At 61.6% G+C, this 21,898-nt stretch carries 21 protein-coding genes; 19 read left to right on the top strand and 2 right to left on the bottom strand.

Annotated features, from left to right (window positions below; all coding sequences use genetic code 11):
* The first annotated feature begins 62 nt into the window (after window positions 1-62).
* Window positions 63-596 carry an invasion associated locus B family protein gene (locus tag K3756_RS04960; RefSeq protein ID WP_259991496.1) on the top strand — a complete coding sequence of 178 codons (534 nt, stop codon included), beginning with the start codon at window positions 63-65 and terminating at the stop codon, window positions 594-596.
* A gap of 15 nt (window positions 597-611) precedes the next feature.
* Here the strand turns inward: K3756_RS04960 and K3756_RS04955 are convergent, their stop codons facing one another.
* Window positions 612-917: a hypothetical protein gene (locus K3756_RS04955; protein ID WP_259991495.1), complete on the bottom strand. Its 306-nt coding sequence runs from the start codon at window positions 915-917 to the stop codon at window positions 612-614.
* An 87-nt stretch (window positions 918-1,004) separates the two neighbouring features.
* On the bottom strand, window positions 1,005-1,454 hold the full coding sequence (locus tag K3756_RS04950) for a hypothetical protein (protein WP_259991492.1): 450 nt from the start codon (window positions 1,452-1,454) through the stop codon (window positions 1,005-1,007).
* Window positions 1,455-1,953: 499 nt separating this feature from the next.
* Here K3756_RS04950 and K3756_RS04945 point away from each other — a divergent pair, with 499 nt between their 5' ends.
* The 18 genes from K3756_RS04945 (at window position 1,954) to K3756_RS04860 (ending at window position 21,894) form a co-directional block, all read left to right on the top strand.
* Entirely contained in the window at window positions 1,954-2,544 is a 591-nt protein-coding gene (locus tag K3756_RS04945; protein ID WP_259991490.1) for a hypothetical protein, read from the top strand.
* Window positions 2,545-2,633: 89 nt separating this feature from the next.
* Window positions 2,634-3,233: a hypothetical protein gene (locus K3756_RS04940; protein ID WP_259991488.1), complete on the top strand. Its 600-nt coding sequence runs from the start codon at window positions 2,634-2,636 to the stop codon at window positions 3,231-3,233.
* A 131-nt stretch (window positions 3,234-3,364) separates the two neighbouring features.
* Complete coding sequence (locus K3756_RS04935; protein ID WP_259991486.1) at window positions 3,365-3,688, top strand: curli assembly protein CsgF; 324 nt, start codon at window positions 3,365-3,367, stop codon at window positions 3,686-3,688.
* Between the two features lie 41 nt (window positions 3,689-3,729).
* The gene (locus tag K3756_RS04930) at window positions 3,730-4,596 is read left to right on the top strand and encodes a CsgG/HfaB family protein (RefSeq protein WP_259991484.1); all 867 of its coding nucleotides are present in this window, start codon (window positions 3,730-3,732) and stop codon (window positions 4,594-4,596) included.
* A gap of 208 nt (window positions 4,597-4,804) precedes the next feature.
* Window positions 4,805-7,240, top strand: coding sequence for an FAD-dependent oxidoreductase (locus tag K3756_RS04925; protein WP_259991482.1), 2,436 nt, complete (start codon window positions 4,805-4,807; stop codon window positions 7,238-7,240).
* 279 nt (window positions 7,241-7,519) lie between these two features.
* Entirely contained in the window at window positions 7,520-8,839 is a 1,320-nt protein-coding gene (locus tag K3756_RS04920; protein ID WP_259991480.1) for an ABC transporter substrate-binding protein, read from the top strand.
* Between the two features lie 103 nt (window positions 8,840-8,942).
* A complete protein-coding gene (locus tag K3756_RS04915; RefSeq protein ID WP_259991478.1) occupies window positions 8,943-9,890 on the top strand; it encodes a carbohydrate ABC transporter permease in 948 nt (315 codons plus the stop codon).
* Between the two features lie 112 nt (window positions 9,891-10,002).
* A complete protein-coding gene (locus K3756_RS04910; RefSeq protein ID WP_259991476.1) occupies window positions 10,003-10,941 on the top strand; it encodes a carbohydrate ABC transporter permease in 939 nt (312 codons plus the stop codon).
* An 82-nt stretch (window positions 10,942-11,023) separates the two neighbouring features.
* Window positions 11,024-11,212 (top strand): hypothetical protein, encoded by a 189-nt coding sequence (locus K3756_RS04905; RefSeq protein ID WP_259991474.1) that lies wholly within the window; start codon window positions 11,024-11,026, stop codon window positions 11,210-11,212.
* Between the two features lie 4 nt (window positions 11,213-11,216).
* Window positions 11,217-12,314 (top strand): ABC transporter ATP-binding protein, encoded by a 1,098-nt coding sequence (locus K3756_RS04900; RefSeq protein WP_259991472.1) that lies wholly within the window; start codon window positions 11,217-11,219, stop codon window positions 12,312-12,314.
* Window positions 12,307-13,302: an ABC transporter ATP-binding protein gene (locus K3756_RS04895; protein ID WP_259991470.1), complete on the top strand. Its 996-nt coding sequence runs from the start codon at window positions 12,307-12,309 to the stop codon at window positions 13,300-13,302. Before K3756_RS04900 ends, K3756_RS04895 begins: the two co-directional genes overlap by 8 nt.
* Before the next feature lie 13 nt (window positions 13,303-13,315).
* The gene (locus K3756_RS04890; protein WP_259991468.1) at window positions 13,316-14,938 is read left to right on the top strand and encodes a dihydroxyacetone kinase subunit DhaK; all 1,623 of its coding nucleotides are present in this window, start codon (window positions 13,316-13,318) and stop codon (window positions 14,936-14,938) included.
* Between the two features lie 21 nt (window positions 14,939-14,959).
* On the top strand, window positions 14,960-16,012 hold the full coding sequence (locus K3756_RS04885) for a LacI family DNA-binding transcriptional regulator (RefSeq protein WP_259991466.1): 1,053 nt from the start codon (window positions 14,960-14,962) through the stop codon (window positions 16,010-16,012).
* A 29-nt stretch (window positions 16,013-16,041) separates the two neighbouring features.
* A complete protein-coding gene (locus tag K3756_RS04880) occupies window positions 16,042-17,097 on the top strand; it encodes a sugar phosphate isomerase/epimerase (RefSeq protein ID WP_259991464.1) in 1,056 nt (351 codons plus the stop codon).
* Between the two features lies 1 nt (window position 17,098).
* Entirely contained in the window at window positions 17,099-18,223 is a 1,125-nt protein-coding gene (locus K3756_RS04875) for a Gfo/Idh/MocA family protein (RefSeq protein ID WP_259991462.1), read from the top strand.
* Between the two features lie 63 nt (window positions 18,224-18,286).
* Window positions 18,287-19,462: a LacI family DNA-binding transcriptional regulator gene (locus K3756_RS04870; RefSeq protein ID WP_259991460.1), complete on the top strand. Its 1,176-nt coding sequence runs from the start codon at window positions 18,287-18,289 to the stop codon at window positions 19,460-19,462.
* Window positions 19,463-19,567: 105 nt separating this feature from the next.
* Window positions 19,568-20,881 carry a sugar ABC transporter substrate-binding protein gene (locus K3756_RS04865; RefSeq protein ID WP_259991458.1) on the top strand — a complete coding sequence of 438 codons (1,314 nt, stop codon included), beginning with the start codon at window positions 19,568-19,570 and terminating at the stop codon, window positions 20,879-20,881.
* 146 nt (window positions 20,882-21,027) lie between these two features.
* Entirely contained in the window at window positions 21,028-21,894 is an 867-nt protein-coding gene (locus K3756_RS04860; protein WP_259991456.1) for a carbohydrate ABC transporter permease, read from the top strand.
* Window positions 21,895-21,898 lie beyond the last annotated feature (4 nt).

The raw sequence follows: 21,898 nt of genomic DNA, 5'->3' as shown, positions 1-21,898 counted from the left end.
GGGGGCCGTTCCAAAGCTTGCCACAGGGGGTCGCCGTGCCGATCAGTCCACTTCGATGCGTCATGGCCACCGTAACCGCGCTTGCACTGCTCCCATCGGCCGTGCGCGCGCAGGAGGGTCTGCTTGCCGTTGAAAACCTCGGGGCGTGGACGTTCGAATGCTTCGATGCGGGGGATGCGGGCCGCCAGTGCCAGCTTCACCACCGCACCTCCGTGCCCGACGCGCCCAATGTGGTGGTGATGGCCGCCGCGTTTTCGGATGCGACGGGCGGCACGCTTCAGGCCGAAATCGTACTGCCGCTGGGCATTGATCTGCCGACACCGCCGCAGCTGCGCATCGATGGCGCGGTGGTGGCCTCCTTGCCGGTGTCGCGGTGCATTGCCGAGGGGTGCCTTGTCGAAGGGATCCTGCCGCGCGAACTCGTCGACCAGCTTCAGGCCGCAGGTACCGCCGCGATCACGACCAGCGTGTCAAACAATGCCCAGACGCTGACGATCCCCTTCCCCACAGACGGCTTTTCCGATGCGATCACCCGCCTGCAGGAAGAAACAGCATTGCGCGATGCCGCAAACAGCGGCGCCGCGGCACAGGACTAACCGTCGCCGCGCGGCTCAATCGCCAAGGATACGGGCACGCGGCACGACCTGCACGCGGTCACCGACACTCAGGATAATGGTATCCGGCTCCGGGCTGCGCGTCGGCGGGGGCGGTGCGGCGCGGGCCTGCTCACGCGCGGTGGGGGTCCGCTGGACCGGACGAAAGCTCGGGTATTTCGTGACCTGCGGCATGAACGCGGGCCTATCCACATCGGCGGGCGGCGTCTGGTATTGCAAAAACGCCTCCCCCGCGCTCAGCGGTGAAGCAAGTGTTGCCGCAGCCAGTGCGGCGCAAAGCATGAATCGAAACGGGACGCGCATGGAAATCTCCTGCCACAGGGCCAGCGCCCTTCCACCTCACGATAGCGATGTGGCGGTGATTTGCAATTCACCGCCGATCACAAAGCCTTAGCGTTGCACGATCAACGCGCTGTTGTTGCCACCGGTCTGCAGCACCTGCGCCCGCGCACCGGTGCTGGCCTGACAGATCGCGGCGCGGTTGCCGCTGCCCGCCTGCACCATCATCGCGGTATTGGCATTGCCGGTCTGGGTGATCGTGCCCGCATGTGTGCCGGACTGCACGATGGTCGCGGCGTTGTTGTTGCCCACTGTGGTGGTAAAGGCGCCCGGCGTTGCCGATACCGGATAGGCCGACAGATCGATACCGGTGCGCGGCGCGGCCACCTGCGGGGTGCGCAACCGGCTCAGGATACGGGCCGCGGGGGCCACGCTGGGCTGTGCGGATACCGCAACCGACACCGGCCCGGCCGAAATCTGCTGCAAATAGGCCTCTTGGGCGGACAAATGACCGGGCACTGCCACGGCGGTCGCGAAAACAAGCACTTTGATCAACTGCATCTGTTCATTCCTCAAATAGGTCCGGCGACATTCTGAAGGCCGCCTGTGATACTGCGCCCGCAAAGGGGCCACCCGAGGAACCTGCGATACAACTAAGGCGTGACTGGGACGTTAAGGCGTCAAATACGTGGGGCAGTGACCCGTAAGCGCAGTTTCAGGCGGCGCGCGCCCGCCTACTTGAGCAATGCTGCGGAAATCGTTGATGGCGCAAGGAAAACACCAAAACCGCGAATCGGTCGGTCGCTTCAAATTCCCGCAATGGTTTAAATTTTACTTAATTTCTACAAATACGGGAAAAACACCCCCTGCGTGTGTTCATGATTTTGCATCAATCCATCCGAATGACGTGTTTTCCCGCAAACATGGCACCAAATCGGCCGAAATGCGGTTAATTTGTGGCCGCGACTTTAATCATTTGGTAAACATTTGGTCGCGGCTGCTGGGGTGCAGTTGCGCTACTTCGGCTGGCTAAGGTCGAAAATTATTGTTGGAGACTATTGTGAAGACATTTCTTATTTCAGCTGCCGTCATTGTAGCGGCAAGCGCCGCATCCGCACAGGATGCTTACGTCACGCAGTTGGGTAACAACCTGACAGGCGTCAACTATTCCGAATACAACATCGCAAGCAACAGCGGTACAAACACACAGCAGGTCATCGCACAGCAAGGTATCGGCTTTGCCGCCGCCAACCTGAGCCGCGGTACCGGCAACAGCGCCACAACGTTCCAGCTGGACACCACGAACACCTTCGTGAACGACGGCAACGCATCGGGTGCAACTGCTGAATCGCTGATCTGGCAAAAAGCGGACGGCTACACCAACGGCTATAACCAGGCCGTCGCCGTGCAGCTCGTGGTCCAGGGCCCCGGCGCCGAAAAAGCCGCGTTCCGCTCCCAGATCATCCAGGAAGGCAACAACAACACAGCCGTGAACTGGCAGCAGACGAATGGCGGCCCAATGGCTGGCCTGTCGTTGGCCGGTGGCGGTCTGTCCGCACCTGCCCTGACGCTGACGCCAAACGCGACAGCACGTCCGACACCTGCGGCGAACGTCAACTTCCCGTACGGCTCGAACATCTTCATCAACTGATTTTTGTTGATACCTGTCACACCCGCTCTGCTCGGCGGGTGTGACACCCTCCCTTCATTCCCGCTTTCGCATACCGCGAGGTCCGACCGATGAAACTGCAACCGCTCGCGTGGCTGTTTGCCGCTGCCCTGTCCTGCACTGCCAGCATCGGATCCGCGCAAGAGGCGTATCTGACGCAAATCGGCAGCAACAACATCGGCGCGAATTTTTCCGCCGGTACAGGCAACGCGCAGCAGCTTGTCCAGTCCGGCAATGCCAATCTCGGGGTACAGCTTGTCTCGGGGCTGTCCAACGCCGCCACGCTGGCACAGGCAGGCCAGCAAAACGTGGCCACCATCGCCCTCGTAGGGCTGCGCAATGCGGCCACGACCGTGCAACTGGGCATGTACAATCAGGCCCGTGTCGGCATCAACGGCATCAACAATTCGGTCAACACGCTGCAAAGCGGCGTCTACAACCGCTCCTCGGTCAGCCTGACGGGCAATGATACCGATGTCAGCGTCTCCCAGTTCGGCGTGGGCCGCGAAGTGGACCTGACCATCAACGACCGGATGGTCACATCCAACGCCGCCACTGCCCAGTCACAGGCCAACGGCCGCTTTCGTGTAGGCGTCATTCAGGGCCGGGCAGATGCGCCGGTAAGCGCCACGATCACACGGCTGTCCAACGGTACAATCGTCATAAACTGATGTTGCCCTGCGGCATCGCCAGCGTTGTGTGAACGCAACACTGGCGCGCAACCGACCCCGCTCGGCGGATTCCCGCTAGCGTGGTACGCCGTTTTTTGCAACCAATAACCCAATTAAAACAGGAGGCCATCATGCGGCGCCTAAATAGAGCAGTTTTCTACATTACTTTTGCCACAGCCATTTCCGGCAGTGTGGCGCAGGCCGAAAACCTCAACTTCGGCTTTAACAATCCGAACTTCGGGGGCAATCCGAACAACGGTGCGTTTCTCTTCGGCATCGCCGAGGCGCAGCGCAGTGCGACCATCAACGACAGTGAACAGGCAGCACAAGGTGGCGGCGCACAGCCCGGCATCGGCGGCGGCGGCACCATCGGTGGTCCCACAATCGTTATCCCCATCGGAAACGTCAGCCCGGATACGCCTGTTGTGGGTATTGGTGGAACGCAGACAAATTAACAGACGTTGGCTGCCACCTTCGCCCCAAAGGATTTCAGAAAATGAACAAGCTCTTGCGCGCGCTCACGGGCGCAGCCATGGCCTTCGGGCTCAGCGGTTGTGAAATCACCGTCCCGATCAGCGATGAACTTTTCCTCGCCCAGGCCGAGGAAATGACCCGCACCGATACCGGTCTGACACTCGAAAACATGCCCCCGCCGAAACGTCCCCTCGACGTGGCGGTCTATTCCTTTCCTGACCTGACGGGGCAGAACGAACCCAATGAAAACTATGCCGAATTCTCCCGCGCGGTGACGCAGGGCGGGGCCGATATCCTGATGGATGTGCTGGCCTCCGCGGGCAACGGCGAATGGTTCACCGTGATCGAACGCTCGCGCGCCGAAAGCCTGCTGCGCGAACGCGCCATCATCGAACAGACACAGGCGGCCTTTACCGGTGGCGTGTCGCTGCCGCCCCTGCGGTTTGCGGGCACGCTGATCGAAGGCTCCATCGTCGGCTACGACACCAACACGGTCACCGGCGGCAACGCGTTCCGCCTGCTGGGCATCGGGCATTTCCACCAGTACCGCAAGGATGTGGTCACGGTGGCCCTGCGCGCGGTCAGCGTCTCGACCGGCCGTGTCCTGACATCCGTCACGACGACCAAGACGATCTATTCGGTACAGGCCCAGAACGACGTGTTCCGCTTTGTCTCCGTGGATGAGCTGCTGGAATACGAATCCGGTTTCTCGCGCAACGAGCCCGAAATCTTCGCCGTCCGCGAAGCGATGGAGCTTGCGGTTTTCTCGATGATCATCGAAGGCGCCGAAAACGGCCAGTGGGAATTCCGCGATCCCGCAATGGGCCAGACCGCCATCAACTACTACAGCGAACGGTTCCGCCGCGCCCGTCTGGGCGAAACACCCTGAAGGGTCATCACTTGTCGTAACGAGTGCTCTGCACGGTGTTCACACACCGTGCTTTTTTCGTTCTGTGCCAAATTTCTACGGCGGCATCTTAATGCACTACATGAACCCGCCTGCCCCGCCATCTGTGCGGGTGGCCGGGTTTTTCATTGCCAAACCCGTTGCACCACGCCCTAAGCTGCGGCAGGGCAAGCGCACGAAGGGCCATACCATGAAATCACGCACCAAAGTGGCCGTCATCGGGGGCGGCATTGCGGGCTGCTCCACGCTTTATCACCTCACCGAAGAAGGCTGGAGCGATGTCGTCCTGATCGAGCGCGACGAGCTGACCTCGGGCACCACGTGGCATTCGGCCGCGCAGGTAACGAACTTCGGCATGAACCAGACGATGGTGGGGCTCAAATCCCACTCCATCGCGCTCTACAAGAAACTGCGCGACGATCCGGACTATCCGGTAGGCTACCACCACGGCGACGGCGGCATCCGGCTGGCCAACACACCGCAACAGATGCAGGGCTACGCGCATTTTGCCTCGATGGCGCGCGGCATGGGGGTCACCTACGAAGTCATCGACGCCGCCGAATGTGCCCGCCGCCACCCGCTTATCTCCACCGACAATCTGCTGGGCGGTCTGTGGGATGGCGAAGACGGTGACATCGATCCCGCGCAGCTGTGTCAGGCGCTGGCGTTCCACGCGCGCCGCGCAGGGGCCGAAGTCTACCGCCACACCAACGTCACCGCCCTGACACAGCACGCCGATGACACCTGGACGGTCGAGACGGACAAGGGCAGCATCGACGCCGATATCGTGGTCAATGCCTGCGGCTACCGCGTGAACGAAGTCGGCGCGATGATGGGCGTGCACCACCCCGTCGCCTCGATGGAGCACCAGTATTTCTTCACCGAAGACATCCCCGCCATCGTCGAGGCCGGGCACCGCATGCCGCTGCTGCGCTGCCCGATTTCGGACTACTACGCGCGGCAGGAAAAGAACGGGCTGCTGGTGGGGTTTTACGAACAGGACTGCCGCACCTGGGGCATGGACGGGATCAGCCCCGGCTTTGCCAACGATCTGTGCCCCGACGATCTGGAGCGCGTGATGGACGTGCTCGAAGGCGCGTTTGCCCGCATGCCGGCCCTTGCCGAAACGGGGATCAAGCGGATCGTGAACGGCCCCATCACCTACACCATCGACGGCGCGCCGCTGGTCGGCCAGATCCCGGGCAAGCGCAACGCCTATTGCATCATCGGCCTGCGGGCGGGCGTCGGCGAAGGCGGCGGTCACGGCTGGTTGCTGGCCCAGCAGATCGTGCACGGAGAGGCGCAATACGACACGTGGTGCATCGATCCGCGCCGCTTCACCGGCCACGCCAACGTCGAGCTGACCGCGCTGAAGGCGATCGAGGACTACCAGAACGAATTCCGCTTTCATTTCCCGCACGAACACCGCCCCGCGGGGCGCGGGGCCAAAACCACCCCCCTCACCCCGATCCTACAGGCCGAAGGCGCCGCCTTTACCGTGGTCAATGGCTGGGAGCGGGTCGACTACATCAAGCCGCAGGCCGACTTTCACCCCACGCTGGGCTTCGATTTCGACGAAACCCATGCCGTGGTCGCCGCCGAAGTGGCCCATGTCCACAGCGCCGTCGGCCTTTGCGAAGTCAACGGTTTCAATCGCATCGAGATCACCGGCACGGATCGGCACCGCTTCCTTGACCGGATGCTCTGCGGGAGAGTGACGCGCAAAGACGATCGCGTGGGCCTCGGCTATCTGCTCAACCACCACGGCCGGATCAAGGCCGAAGCGACACTTGCCAACCTCCCCGCCTCCGACCGCGGCCCGGCCCGTGTCTGGTACGGCGCGGCGGCCGCCTCCGAAACCCACGACATGGACTGGCTGCGCGCCCATCTCGACCCTGGCGAAGACGTCAACCTGCGCAGCCTCACCAACGATCAGACGATCCTCGTGCTGGCAGGCCCCAAGGCGCGCGACGTGCTGTCCGCCTGTGCACGCGGCGATTGGTCCGCCGACGCCTTCCCGTGGCTGTCCGTGCGCGAAGCGTTCATCGGCTTTGCGCCCGCCACCGTCATGGGCGTCAGCTTTTCGGGGGAACTGGCCTACGAAATCCACGTGCCCAACGCCTCGCTCTATGCGGCCTTTACGGCCCTGCGTCACGCGGGCGCGGCCTTTGACCTGCGGCTCTTCGGCGCCCGCGCCGTCGACTCCATGCGCATGGAAAAAGGGTTCCTGCACTGGAAAGCCGATCTGCTGACCGAATTCACCCCCTACGAGACCGGTCTCGACCGTTTCGTCACCCTGCAAAAGGGGCCGTTCGTCGGGCGCGACGCGCTGGCCGATCTGGCCGCCGCAGGGCCGACAAGACAACTGGTATCGCTGCGCATCGCGAGCACCACTGCCCCCGCCCACGCAGGCGGCTCGCTCATGGCGCAGGATCGCGTTGTCGGCACCGTCACGTCGGGCGCATGGGGTCACCGCACCGACCTCAACCTCGCCTATGCCTTTGTCGATCCCGACCAAAGCGCGCCGGGCACCGACCTGACGCTGGATCTATGCGGCACGGCCGTGGCGGCGACGGTGATCCCCCCCTCTCCTTTCGACCCTGGACACAGCCGGATGCGCGGATAATACCGCGCATCTCCCTCCTCTCCACGCATACGAACCGCCGTCGCCTACGGGTCCGCCCGCCACACCCGGACCGCCAGCAACCGCGGCAGTCGCGCTCCGGAAACGAAAATTTCCAAATTCAATTTCAGCGCCTTAGCCCAGCATTCGCCCATTTTGAGGTGCGCACCTCAGAAAAACTGTAGACGTGAGGTGCGCACCTCAAATAGCGTAAAGAGGTCAGACCGGCGATTCGCCTCCGCCAAAAGGAGGGGCCGGTTTCACCTTGGGAGGAATATTTAGATGAAAAGCATTAAACTGGCATCCGCCAGCGTTCTCGGCCTTGCGGCCGCCTCATTCGCATCCACCGCGCAGGCCGAAGACCTGACACTGTGCTGGGCCGCATGGGACCCCGCCAACGCGCTTGTGGAGCTGAGCAAGGAATTCGAAGAACAATCCGGCCACACCATGAGCTTCGAGTTCATTCCATGGCCCAACTTCGCCGACCGCATGCTCAACGAGCTGAATTCCGGCGGCAAACTCTGTGACCTGTTGATCGGCGACAGCCAGTGGATCGGCGGCGGCGCCGAAAACGGCCACTACGTCAAACTCAATGACTTCTTCGACGCCGAAGGCATCTCCATGTCCGACTTCGCCGATGCGACGGTCTACGCCTACTCCACATGGCCCAAGGGAACGCCGAACTACTACGCCCTGCCCGCGATGGGCGACGCCAACGGCTGGTTCTACCGCAAGGACTGGTTCGCGCGTGACGACATCCGCGCCGCCTTCAAGGAAGCCACCGGCCGCGAACTCGCCGAACCGACAAGCCAGAAAGAACTGCTCGAAATCGCGCAATTCTTCCAGGGCCGCGAAATTGACGGCAAAACCGTCTACGGCGCCTCCATCTTCACCGAACGCGGCTCCGAAGGCATCACGATGGGCGTGACCTCGGCGCTCTACCCGTGGGGCTTCAAATACGAAAACACCCCCGGCTCATATGACATGGACGGCGCGGTCAACTCGCCCGAAGCGGTCGAGGCGCTTGAATTCTACAAGGAATTCTATGAGACGGCGACACCTCCGGGCTACACCAACAGCTACATGGGTGAATCGCTCGACGCGTTCAAATCCGGGCAGGTGGCGATGGCGATGAACTGGTTCGCCTTCTTCCCGGGCCTCTACGCCGATCCCAACACCGGCGGGGAGAAAATCGACTTCTTCGTGAACCCGCCACAGAACCAGGCCGGCTCGACGCTGGGTGGTCAGGGCATCTCGGTGGTGGCCTATTCCGACAAACAGGATGCGGCGCTGGAATACATCAAATGGTTCGCCGACCCCGAAGTACAGGCCAAGTGGTGGGATCTGGGCGGATACTCCGCGCACAACTCGGTGCTCAACGATCCGGGCTTCAAAGACAGCGCCCCCTTCGCGGGTGACTTCCTCGAAGCCATGGGCTCGGTGCAGGACTTCTGGCAGGAACCGGCCTATGCCGAACTGCTGATCGCGATGCAGAAACGCCTGCATGACTACGTGGTCGCCGATCAGGGCACCGCACAGGAAGCCCTCGATCTGCTGGTCGAGGACTGGACCGAAGTCTTCGAGGACGAAGGCAAACTCTGATACTCCCGCGGCGCCCCTCCCCGGGCGCCGATACCAACGGCAACGCCCCGACATCGCGTCGGGGCGGGCCTCCCCTGCACCCAATCGCCGGACCAGCACACCCATGTCAGATACGCCAGCCACCCGCGCCGCGGCCGCCACACCGCCCCGCGTCGCCCGCAAGATCAAGGGCCTCAGCGACCGCGCCATCGCATGGATCTTCGTGGGTCCGACAATCTTCCTGCTGCTGGCCATCAACATCTTTCCGCTGATCTGGACGATCAATCTCAGCTTCACCAACTTTAAGGCCAACCGCATCGGCCGCGAGGTCAAGAACGTGGGCCTGCGCAATTACGAACGCATCCTGACCGACAGCGACATCTGGCTGAACATGCAGGCCACGGCGCACTTCCTGTTCTGGACAATCTTCTTCCAGGTGCTGATCGGCTTCACGCTGGCCTACCTGATCAACAAGAAATTCAAGGGCAACGATCTGTGGACCACCATCATCGTGCTGCCCATGATGCTGTCGCCCGCCGTGGTCGGCAACTTCTGGAAATTCCTCTACCAACCGCAGATCGGGCTGTTCAACTACGTGGTGGGCTTCCTCACCGGGCGCGATCCCTCCAGCTTCGAAATGCTCGGCAGCGTGGAACTGGCGCCCTGGTCGATCGTGATCGTGGACACCTGGATGTGGACGCCCTTCGTGATGCTGATCTGCCTGGCCGGCCTGCGCTCTATCCCCGACTACATCTACGAGGCCGCCGAGGTCGACCGCGCCTCCAAACTGCGGCAATTCTTCACCATCACCATCCCGATGGTGCTGCCCTTCCTGATGCTGGCGATCCTGTTTCGCGGCATCGAGAATTTCAAGATGTTCGATCTGGTGGTGCAGCTCACCGGCGGGGGCCCCGGCTCCACGACCGAACTGACCTCCATCAACCTCAAACGCGAAGCCTTCGAGAAATGGCGCACCGGCTACGCCAGCGCCTACGCGATCATCCTCTTCGTGACGGTCTTCGGTCTGGCCAGCATCTACGTCAAGGCCCTCAACAAGGTAAAGGAACGCTGATCATGGCGCACGCCATCCTTCATCTTGCCACTGAAACTCTCGGGGGGGCGCGCACGCGCGGGGGGCAGACAGCCCCCCTCCTCCCCCTGCCCCATAACCCGGACCCACACGTATGAGCAGCTTCTCCGTCACCGAACCCTCGCGGCGCTCCAAATGGTTCGCAGGCACGATGGTCATCCTCTACGCGCTCATCACCATGGTGCCGCTGGTCTGGATCATGATGACCGGCTTCAAATCCCCCGCCGATGCAATCAGCTACCCGCCCAAGGTCGTGTTCGAGCCGACACTCGAAGGCTATGTGAACCTTTTCACCACCCGCACCCGCCAGACCGAAGAATTCCTCGCCGCCAATCCCCCGCAAACCTGGTACGAGGAAATCGTGCGCGAATACGACATGGTCATCGCGGGCCCCTCGAAATTCGGCGAACGGTTCCTCAACTCGGTGATCATCGGTTTCGGCTCGACCTTCCTGTCGATCTTTCTGGGCACGCTGGCCGCCTACGCCTTTTCGCGGTTCAAGATCCCCTTCGCCGACGATCTGCTGTTCTTCATTCTCAGCACGCGCATGATGCCCCCCATCGCGGTGGCGATTCCGATCTTCCTGATGTACCGGCAACTGGGTCTGTCCGATACGCACCTTGGCATGATCCTGCTCTACACCGGCGTCAACATCAGCCTCGCGGTCTGGCTGCTCAAGGGCTTCATCGACGAAATCCCCCTCGAGTACGAAGAGGCGGCACTGATCGACGGCTACACAAGGTTTCAGGCCTTCTACAAGGTGGTGCTGCCGCAGGCCGCGACCGGCATCGCATCGACGGCCATCTTCTGCCTGATTTTCGCGTGGAACGAATACGCCTTTGCCGTGCTGCTGACCTCTGGCACGGCACAGACGGCGCCCCCCTTCATCCCGACCATCATCGGCGTCGGCGGGCTCGATTGGCCCGCAGTCGCGGCCGGCGCCACGATCTTTTTGCTGCCGGTGATGATCTTCACCATCCTGCTGCGCAAGCACCTGTTGCGCGGGATCACCTTCGGCGCGGTGCGCAAATGATCCGCGCGGCCCCCACCCCGATGTATGCACGCGCGGTGCACAGTCTGTGCACATCGTGTGACACCCTGCGAAAGGCCACCCCATGAGCAAATTCTTCACCGGTCTGGCCCGCTTCAAACGCGGCTCCTGGGAAATGCTGGCGACCATCCTGATCGGCCTTGGCGTCTTCATGCTGATGCAGCCTTTCGCGCTGTGGCTCTACACCTACTCGTTCATCGTGACGCTTGTCGGAACGGTCATGTTCATCATCGTTTCGCACTTCAGGGAATAGCTACGTGGCCCAGATCATCATCAAGAACATCCGCAAGGATTTCGGCGATTTCAACGCCGTGCGCGAATCCAGCTTCACCATCGAGGACGGCGAATTCTTCATGCTGCTCGGCCCCTCGGGCTGCGGCAAGACGACCACCCTGCGGATGATCGCGGGGCTGGAGTTGCCCACCTCCGGCGAGATCTATCTCGACGGTGAGGAGATCAGCCAGAAGCCCCCCAGCCAGCGCGATATTGCCTTTGTTTTCCAGATGTTCGCACTCTATCCGCATATGAACGTGCGCAAGAACCTCAGCTATCCGCTGATCAGCCAGGGCATGGCCCGGCGCGACGTAAAGACCAAGGTCGAAGAGGTCGCGGGCATTCTCGGCATTACCGACATCCTCAACCGCCCCGTCGGCGGCCTGTCGGGCGGCGACCGCCAGCGCGTGGCTCTGGGCCGCGCCATCGTGCGCGATCCCAAAGCCTTCATGATGGACGAACCACTCGGCGCGCTGGACGCGGAATTCCGCGAGCACATGTCCGAAGAACTGCGCGCCCTGCACGACCGCATGGGCGCCACCACCGTCTATGTCACCCACGACCAGCTCGAAGCGATGCAGATGGGCGACAAGATCGTCGTGATGAACAACGCGGTGGTCGAACAGTTCGGCACGCCGCAACAGATCTACGACAAACCCGCCACCATGTTCGTCGCCGATTTCATCGGCTCTCCTTCGATGAATTTCCTTGATTTCGAAGGGGTTGCGGCAGAGGGCGCCACGTCCGTCACGCTGGGTGATCAAACCGTCGGCGTGCCGCGCCAGATGCAGGGCGCGCGCGGCAAACTGGTGTTCGGCGTACGCCCCGAACACATCAGCCTGTCCGACAGCGGCGGCTACCGCGGCGAAGTTCTGGCCTCCGAATACCTTGGCACGACCCAGATCATCACCCTCGATACCCCGAATGGTGAGCTCAAGGCCCGCATCGCCAGCGACCAGATCGCGAAGGTCGGCGAACGGGTGGGCCTCGGGTTTGACCCGCGGCGCATCACCCTTTTTGACCGGCAGACCGGTCGCGCCCTGCGCTCCGAACTCAACGACGAGGTGTTGACCCATGGCTGAGGTCGTCCTGAAGAACCTGAGCAAATCCTACGGTTCTGACGTGGGCATTTCGGACATCTCCATGACGGTGCCCGACGGCGCATTTGTCGTGCTACTGGGTCCCACCGGCGCGGGCAAGACGACAACGCTGCGGCTGATTTCGGGGCTGGAAAAGGCCGACGCCGGCGAGGTCTGGATCGGCGGGCGCAACGTCGCGCAGGAAACCCCCGCCCAGCGCGATGTGGCGATGGTGTTCCAGCAATACTCGCTCTACCCGCATCTGACGGTGCGCGAAAACCTGGCCTTCCCGTTGAAATCGCCGGTCCTGAAGACACCTGCCGATGAAATCGAACGCAAAGTCGCCGAGGTCGCGGATGTCTTGCAGATCAGCCACAAGCTCGACAACAAGGCGACGGCCCTTTCAGGCGGTGAGATGCAGCGCGTTTCAATCGGCCGCGCGCTGGTGCGGGATCCGGCGATTTATCTAATGGATGAACCGCTTAGCTCGCTGGATGCCAAGCTGCGCACCGATTTGCGCGTCGAGCTCAAGCGTATCCACGCCAGCCTCGGCGCGACACTGCTTTACGTGACCCACGACCAGATCGAAGCGATGACGATGGCCACCCATGTCGGGGTGCTGAATCACGGCAAACTGGTGCAATACGGCACGCCGCGTGAAATCTACGAGAACCCCAATTCGGTCTACGTCGCCAGCCGCCTTGGCCTGCCGCGCATCAACATTGTGCCCGCCGACCTGTTCGGTCACGCCCCGAACGGCGCCGCCCAGATCGGCATGCGCCCTGAACACATCGCGCAGGGCGAAGGCGCGCAAGCCACCGTGAAACGTGTCGAACAGCTGGGCGACCAGACACGGCTTCACCTTGACCTGCACGGGCACGCGATCACGACGCTTGCCATTCCCGATCACGACTACGAACCCGGCGCGCAGCTTCGGATTTCGCCCAAAAACCCGCTTTGCTTTGACGCGCAGGGCGCGCGCATTCTCTGAAAAGGACACAGCCATGAGCCAATTCATCAACGATACGCAAACGCTTGTGACCGATGCCATCGACGGCATTCTCGAAACCAGCGGCGGTGCGCTGACGCGGCTGGACGGCTATCCCCATATCAAGGTCGTATGCCGTGCCGACTGGGACAAATCCCGCGTAGCGCTGATTTCGGGCGGCGGGTCGGGCCATGAACCGGCACACGCCGGGTTTGTGGGCGCGGGCATGCTGACGGCAGCGGTATGTGGCGAGGTTTTCGCCTCCCCCTCGGTGGATGCGGTGCTGGCGGGGATCCTTGCCGTCACGGGGGACGCCGGATGTTTGCTGATCGTCAAGAACTACACCGGTGACAGGCTGAACTACGGGCTGGCCGCCGAACGCGCGCGGGCCTTCGGGCTGCGCGTGGAAATGGTGGTGGTCGACGATGACATCGCCCTGCCGCACCTGCCCCAGCCGCGCGGCGTGGCAGGCACACTTTTCGTGCACAAGATCGCGGGCGCATTGGCCGAAGACGGCGCCGATCTGGACACCGTCACCCAAGCTGCAGAACGCACCATTGCCAGCATGGCCTCTATCGGCATGTCGCTGGATACCTGCACCGTGCCCGGATCGCGCAAGGAGGACCGTATCGCCGCAGGCAAGGCCGAGCTCGGTCTTGGCATTCATGGCGAAGCGGGTGTGCAGCAGGTCGATTTTGTCGATGCCCGCAACGCGATGGACATGGTGCTCGACAAACTCTCGGACCGGATATCGGAGGGGGGACATGTTGCCATTCTCAACAATCTCGGCGGCACCACACCTCTCGAAATGGCGGTGCTGGCGCATGAGTTGGCGCAGTCGGACAAGGCCCGCAACATCAGCCACATCGTCGGGCCTGCGCCCTTGATGACATCGCTGGACATGCACGGATTCTCGGTCTCGGTGCTGCCGGTCGACAGCGCAAACCTGTCGTTGCTGGCCGCGCAGGTTGGCGTATCGGCGTGGCCGGGCCTTTCGGCGGTGGCGCCTGTGCAGACACGCCCATTGCCCGATGGGCTCAGCCCCATCCAGCCCATCGCATCGGCCAATGACAAGACACGCGCGGTCATCTCGGAGGCCTGCGAGATCCTGCTCGGCGCACAGGAAGCGCTGAACGCGCTCGATGCAAAATCAGGCGACGGCGACACCGGCAGCACGCTTGCCACCGCCGCGCGCGCCCTTCAGGGGGCGCTCGACCGCATGCCGCTTGCCGATCACACACAGCTGTTTCGCGCCCTCAGCACAGAGTTGAGCCAGACCATGGGCGGATCATCGGGCGTCATCCTCGCCATCTTCTTCGGGGCGACGGGCGATGCCTGCGCCAACGGGAAATCGACCCCCAAGGCCCTGTTGGCGGGGCTGGAAAGGATCGGTCAGGTCGGCGGTGCATCGCTTGGAGATCGGACGATGATCGACGCGCTCGAGCCTGCCTTGCGCGCCCTGCCCGACGGCATCGCGGCGGCGGCGGCGGCGGCGCGGTCGGGGGCGGATGCCACGGCGGCGATGGGTACCGCCAAGGCCGGGCGCGCATCCTACGTGCCCGAAGACAACCTGATTGGGCACAACGACCCCGGCGCAGAGGCGGTGGCGCGCCTTTTCGAAGGGCTGGCTAAAGCATAAACCTGGTGTCAGAAGGACCGAATGAAGCAAGACCAAGAACCCCTGTCCAACCCGACCATCAACGACATTGCCCGTGTCGCTGAGGTCAGTCTTGCGACCGTGGACAGGGTATTGAACGCACGGCCCGGCGTGCGCGAAACGACCGTCAAGAAGGTCAACAGCGCCATTGCCCAGCTGGGGTATGTACGCGATTCCGCGGCGGCTAATCTGGCGCGGGGGCGGGTGTATCATTTCACCTTCATCCTGCCCTCCAACGACAATGAATTCATCTCGTTGCTGGAAACACAGATCACCCAGCTGGCGCAAAGCCTGCGCCACGAACGCACGAAATTGTCCTTTGTGCGCGTTGCCGCGTTCGACCCCATAGAGCTGGCCGAGGCCATCGGCGCGATCGATCCCCAAAAGGTCGACGGCGTAGCCGTGTTCGGCCCCGAGACCCCATCCGTCCGCGATGCCATCGCGCATCTGAAGGCGCATGATGTGTCTGTCGTATCGCTCGTGGCCGACATCCCCAGTTCCGAGCGGGACAATTACGTGGGCGTCGACAACGTGGCCGCGGGTCGGACGGCCGCCCAGTTGCTGGGGCGTTTCCTGAGCCGCGCGCCGGGCAAGGTGCTGGTGCTGACGGGCTCGATGCTGGCCCGCGACCATCTGGAACGCCGGTTGGGTTTTGACGAAGTGATGGCGCGCGATTTCCCCCATCTTGCGGTTCTGGCATCGCTCGAGGGGCGCGATGATCCGGACCTTATCCAGAGGCTGCTGCCCGGCGCGTTCGAGGACAATCCCGATATTGTCGGCATCTACTCTTCGGCGGCGGGCAACGACGGGCTGCTGCGGTATTTCGCGCAACACCCGATGCCCAACCGGCCCGTGGTGGTGGCCCATGAGCTGACCCCACTGTCGCGCGATGCGCTGGCCAAGGGCGTATTCGACTGTGTCATCAGCCAAGACGCGGGTCATCTAGTCCGCAGCGCCGTGCGCATCATGCGCGCCAACAGCGACCGGCTGCCCATCAACCTGGCGCAGGAACGTATCCGCATCGATATTTATCTGAAGGAAAACATGCCGCCCTGACGCGGCAGAACGATTTGGGAGGATCCGATATGAAAACGATCAAGGGACCGGCGCTGTTTCTGGCGCAGTTCGCAGGTGACGAAGCGCCGTTCAATTCGTGGGACAGCATCACCAAATGGGCCGCCGATTGCGGCTATAAAGGAGTGCAGGTGCCCAGCTGGGACGCGCGCCTTTTCGATCTGGCCAAGGCGGCCGACAGCAAGGACTACTGCGACACGTTCAAGGGACAGGCCGCGCAGAACGGCGTCGAGGTCACGGAGCTTTCGACGCATCTGCAAGGTCAGCTTGTGGCGGTCCACCCCGCCTACGACAGTGCCTTTGACGGGTTCGCCGACCCCAGCGTGCATGGCAACCCCAAGGCGCGTCAAGAATGGGCCGTTGATCAGGTCATGAAAGCGATCTCTGCCTCGGCCAACATGGGGATCAAGAACCACGTGACATTTTCGGGGGCACTGGCGTGGCCCTACGTCTATCCGTGGCCGCAACGCCCGGCCGGTTTGATTGAAACGGCGTTTGACGAGCTCGCAAATCGCTGGCGGCCGATCCTCGATCATGCAGAGGACAATGACGTCAACATATGCTACGAAATCCACCCCGGTGAGGACCTGCACGACGGGGTCACATTCGAGATGTTTCTCGAGCGGCTGAACGGTCACGCGCGGTGCAACATGCTCTATGATCCGTCGCACTATGTGCTGCAATGCCTCGATTATCTCGACAACATCGATATCTACAAGGACCGGATCAAGATGTTCCACGTCAAGGATGCGGAATTCAATCCGACCGGCCGGCAGGGCGTCTATTCGGGGTATCAGCCGTGGGTCGATCGCGCGGGGCGGTTCCGCAGCCTTGGTGACGGGCAGGTCGATTTTGCAGCGATCTTTTCCAAGATGGCGGCAAATGATTTCGACGGCTGGGCCGTTGTGGAATGGGAATGCTGTTTGAAACATCCCGAGGACGGCGCCCGCGAAGGGGCGCAGTTCGTGTCCGATCACATCATACGTGTCACCGAGCGTGCATTTGACGATTTCGCCGATGGCGGCACGGATGACGCGGCAAACCGCAAGATGCTGGGGATCGACTGATATGGCACGGATCAAGCTGGGAATGGTAGGCGGCGGCAACGATGCGTTCATCGGTGGCGTGCACAGGATCGCATCCCGCATCGACGACAGATACGAGCTTGTCGCGGGCGCGTTGTCCTCCACGCCGGAAAAGTCACGCGCGTCAGGAGAAGCGCTTGGCCTGCCCCGCGTCTACGATGACTACAAGACGATGGCGATCCGCGAAGCGCGGCGCAAGGACGGCATTGATGCTGTGGCGATCGTGACGCCCAACCACGTCCACTATGCCGCCGCCCGTGAATTCCTCAAACGCGGCATCCACGTCATCTGCGACAAGTCGCTGACGTCCACGCTGTCGGACGCCAAAAAGCTTGTCAAAGCGGTCGAGGCGTCTGATGCCCTGTTCATCCTGACGCACAATTACACCGGATATCCGATGGTCCGGCAGGCCCAGGCCATGGTGGCGGCGGGTGACATCGGAAAAATCCGGGTGGTTCAGGTCGAATACCCGCAGGACTGGCTGACCCGGCAGGAGGATTTCAAACAGGCCGAATGGCGCACCGACCCCGCACGCTCGGGCGCCGGTGGGTCGACCGGCGATATCGGCACCCACGCCCACAACCTCGCGCGGTTCATCACCGGATTGGAGGTCGAAAGTCTCGCCGCTGATCTGGATGCCTTTGTGCCGGGCCGGCAGGTCGATGACAACGGTCACGTGATGCTGCGGTTTACCGGCGGTGCGAAAGGCATGCTGTGGTGTAGCCAAGTGGCGCCGGGCAACGAAAACGCCCTGCGGATCAGAGTCTACGGCGACAAGGGCGGGATCGAATGGGCGCAAGAGGATCCGAACTACCTGTGGTTTACGCCGTTCGGCGAACCCAAACGCCTGATCACCCGCAACGGCGCGGGCGCCGGGGATGCCGCAGCGCGTCTGAGCCGGATCCCGCCCGGACACCCCGAAGGGTATCTGGAGGGGTTTGCGAACATCTATTCCGAAGCCGCGGAGGCCATCACCGCCGCACAAGACGGCAAGAGCGCCGCGCCCGAGGTCGTGTATCCTGACATCTATGATGGTCTAAGGGGTGTCGAATTTGTTGACGCCTGCGTCCGCTCATCAAAGCGCAACGGGGCATGGGTCACGCTCTGACCGTCCATCTCTGCGCAGTCAAAACAATGGACCGTAGCCCGACAGGCGCGGTCCATTTTCTTTTTGCCGCGGATCGGCAGCCATTTTTTTACAGATTTTCGCACCAATCTCGAATTTTTTTTACCACGTGTAAAATATTATGATACATTTAATAACACATGTGACACGGAGAGTTTGATGTCGGGACCGCTTACGCCCAGAACGCCGAAACGGCGCATTGATACTATGGAAGAGCTCGCCGGTGCGATCGGCGTCTCGCGGCCTACCTTATCACGATATTTTCAGGACCCCGAACGCGTAAGCAAAACATCGCGCGCGCGCATCGCACAGGGGCTGGAACGCGTTGAATATGTTCCGAATTTTTTCGCCACGCGCATGAACCGGAAATCCACGGGCATGATCGGGGTCATCATTCCGTATCTTAACGACCTTTTCTTTACCAAACTGCTCGAAGCGATCGAACGCGCCGCGATGGAGGCGGGCTTCACTGTCATCACCCAATGCTCGCATTCCGACCCGCTGATCGAGGCGCGGGCCGCGGAGACATTCATGTCCATGAGCGTCGATGGTGCGCTGGTCGCGCCGCTCGGCAATCACAGCGACATGAAAGTGCACGAACGCCTGCGATCCCGCCTGCCCTTCGTTCTAGTGGATTCGCGCCCGACCACCATGCCTGAGGTCGATTTTGTCGGCTCGAATCACGTGCAAAGTACCGGACTGGCGACAGAATACCTGTGCCGCGTCGGCGCGCCGCCTGTGTTTCTGGCCATGCCGCGCGTGAACTTCAACGCGATGGAACGCGAACACGCCTATGTCGCAAAGATGGAAGAGCTGGGCTTTGAGCCACAGATCATCGGGACCGAGGCCGTGGACGATGTTTTGCCGTTCGAGGCGCACGGACGTGCCGTCCTGGACCGGGAGTTCGCTGCGGGGCGATTGCTGGAGGCGTCAGTGCTGTGTGCCAACGACCGCGTGGCAATCGGGGCGCTGCGCTCTGCGGCCTCGCACGGGCTCGAACCGGGCGCCAAACGCAGCGGCGGATTACGAATCATGGGGCACGATGATTACCCGCTTTGCCCCTTTACCGTCCCCAGGCTGACCACGGTCGCGCAGAACGTCGACGAAATTGGACGCGCGGCAGTTTCCCGGCTTGTCGGATCAATACATGCGCAAAAAAATCAAGATGAACAGTTTGTTAAGCTGTTTGATGGTGACTTGCGGATCCGCGATTCCGCCTGAGATCCCGCGAAAATTGACGGTCAGCCATGCGCAAATTGCAGACCGGCATTGACGAAGCGTCAAAGCCTCGTCTAAATTTGAACGCACGTAAAAGGGAGGACGCCAATGTCTATTACGAAAACACTGCTTACCAGCGCGGTTAGCCTCGGCCTTATGGCCGGTCTGGCAGCTGCGGATGGTCATTCCAAAACGATCACCGTGGCCACCGTGAACAACGGCGACATGGTGCGTATGCAAGGTTATACCGACCAGTTCACCGAAGAGACCGGCATCGCGGTCGAGTGGGTCACACTGGAAGAAAACGTTCTGCGCCAGCGTGTCACCACGGACATCACCACCAACGGTGGTTCGTTCGACATCATGACAATCGGCATGTACGAAACACCCATCTGGGGTGCAAACGGCTGGCTGGTGCCACTGGACGATCTGTCCGCCGAATATGACGTAGACGACATCCTGCCCGCAATGGCAGGCGGCCTGAGCCACGACGGCACGCTGTACGCGGCACCGTTCTACGGCGAAAGCTCCATGATCATGTACCGCACCGACCTGATGGAAAAAGCGGGTCTGGAAATGCCGGAAGCGCCCACATGGGAATTCGTGCGTGAAGCTGCGGCCGCAATGACCGACCGCGACGCCGAAATCAACGGCATCTGCCTGCGCGGCAAAGCCGGTTGGGGCGAAGGTGGTGCATTCATCACCGCGATGTCCAACTCCTTCGGCGCACGCTGGTTCGACGAAGACTGGAACGCCCAGTTTGACAGCGAAGCATGGTCCAACACGGTCAACTTCTTCAAGGACATGATGGACGAATCCGGCCCCGCCGGTTACGCGACCAACGGCTTCAACGAAAACCTGTCGCTGTTCCAACAGGGCCGCTGCGGCATGTGGATCGACGCGACTGTTGCTGCGTCCTTCGTGACAAACCCGACAGACTCCACCGTTGCCGACAGCGTGGGCTTTGCACTGGCACCCGACACCGGTCTGGGCAAGCGGTCCAACTGGCTGTGGGCATGGGCACTGGCAATTCCTGCGGGCTCCCAGCAGCAGGCAGAAGCCAAGCAGTTCATCGAATGGGCCACTTCCAAGGAGTACATCAAGCTGGTTGCCGAAAACGAAGGTTGGGCAAACGTACCTCCGGGTGCGCGTACATCGCTGTACGAAAACCCCGACTACCAGTCGGTTCCCTTCGCGAAAATGACGCTCGACTCGATCCTGTCGGCTGATCCAACGGACTCCACCGTTGATCCGAGCCCATACGTCGGCATCCAGTTCGCAGCCATCCCCGAGTTTGCGGGTATCGCGTCCGAAGTGAGCCAGGAGTTCTCGGCAGCGTATGCGGGCCAGCAGACAGTGGAAGAAGCACTTGCCAACGCGCAAGAGATCACCACCGAAGCAATGGAAGCTGCAGGCTACTAAGCCCTGAGGCAAGCATCACGCGGGTGGCGGCCCTGACCGCCGCCCGCACACCTCTCCCCCATTCGTCTCGATCTTTTCGCAAGCCCTGTCGCGGGCTTTCGTAAATATCGGTTCAAATCGGCCATCGTCCCGACAGGAGACTTGTCATGTCGACCACCCATTCCCGTTCTGCAGCCCAGTTCATGATTGCACCAGCCGTTTTTCTGCTGCTGGTGTGGATGCTGATCCCGCTGTGTATGACCTTGTATTTCTCGTTCGCGGATTACCGCCCCCTGCGCGGGATATTCGAAGCCTGGGTCGGGTTTGACAATTACGGACGCTTCCTGTCATCGGGATCTTTCCTCAAGGCGGTCAGCACCACCTTGTGGATGGTCGGGGGCATCTTGTTCATCACCATTATCGGGGGCGTCCTGATGGCGCTTTTGCTGGATCGGCCAATGTTCGGGCAGGGCATCGTTCGCATCCTTGTCATTGCGCCGTTTTTCGTGATGCCAACGGTATCGGCGCTGGTGTGGAAGAACATGTTCTTCAACGTGGATAACGGCCTGTTCTCATACCTTTACAAGTTTCTAGGCATGCAGCCTTACGACTTTCTCAGCCAGGCGCCGATCTTTTCGATCGTGATTATCGTTGCGTGGCAATGGTTGCCCTTTGCGACGCTCATTCTGCTGACAGCAGTGCAATCGCTGGACAGCGAGCAGCTCGAGGCTGCCGAGATGGACGGCGCCCCTGCCCTGTCGCGTTTCCGCTTCATCATCCTGCCGCATCTGAGCCGCGCGATTACCGTCGTGATCCTGATCCAGACGATTTTCCTGCTGTCTATCTTCGCCGAAATCTTCGTGACCACCAATGGCGCCTTCGGCACCCGCACGCTGACCTATCTGGTCTACCAGCGCGTCCTCGAAAGCCAGAACGTCGGCCTTGGGTCTGCGGGTGGCATCATCGCCGTCATTCTTGCCAACATCGTTGCCATCTTCCTGATGCGCATCGTCGGCAAAAATCTCGATAAATAAGAGG

Source organism: Sulfitobacter sp. S190 (assembly GCF_025141935.1).
Classification (GTDB): Bacteria; Pseudomonadota; Alphaproteobacteria; order Rhodobacterales; family Rhodobacteraceae; genus Sulfitobacter.
The sequence above is the reverse complement of the archived record's forward strand: the minus strand, read 5'-3'. Positions and strand labels throughout refer to the sequence as shown.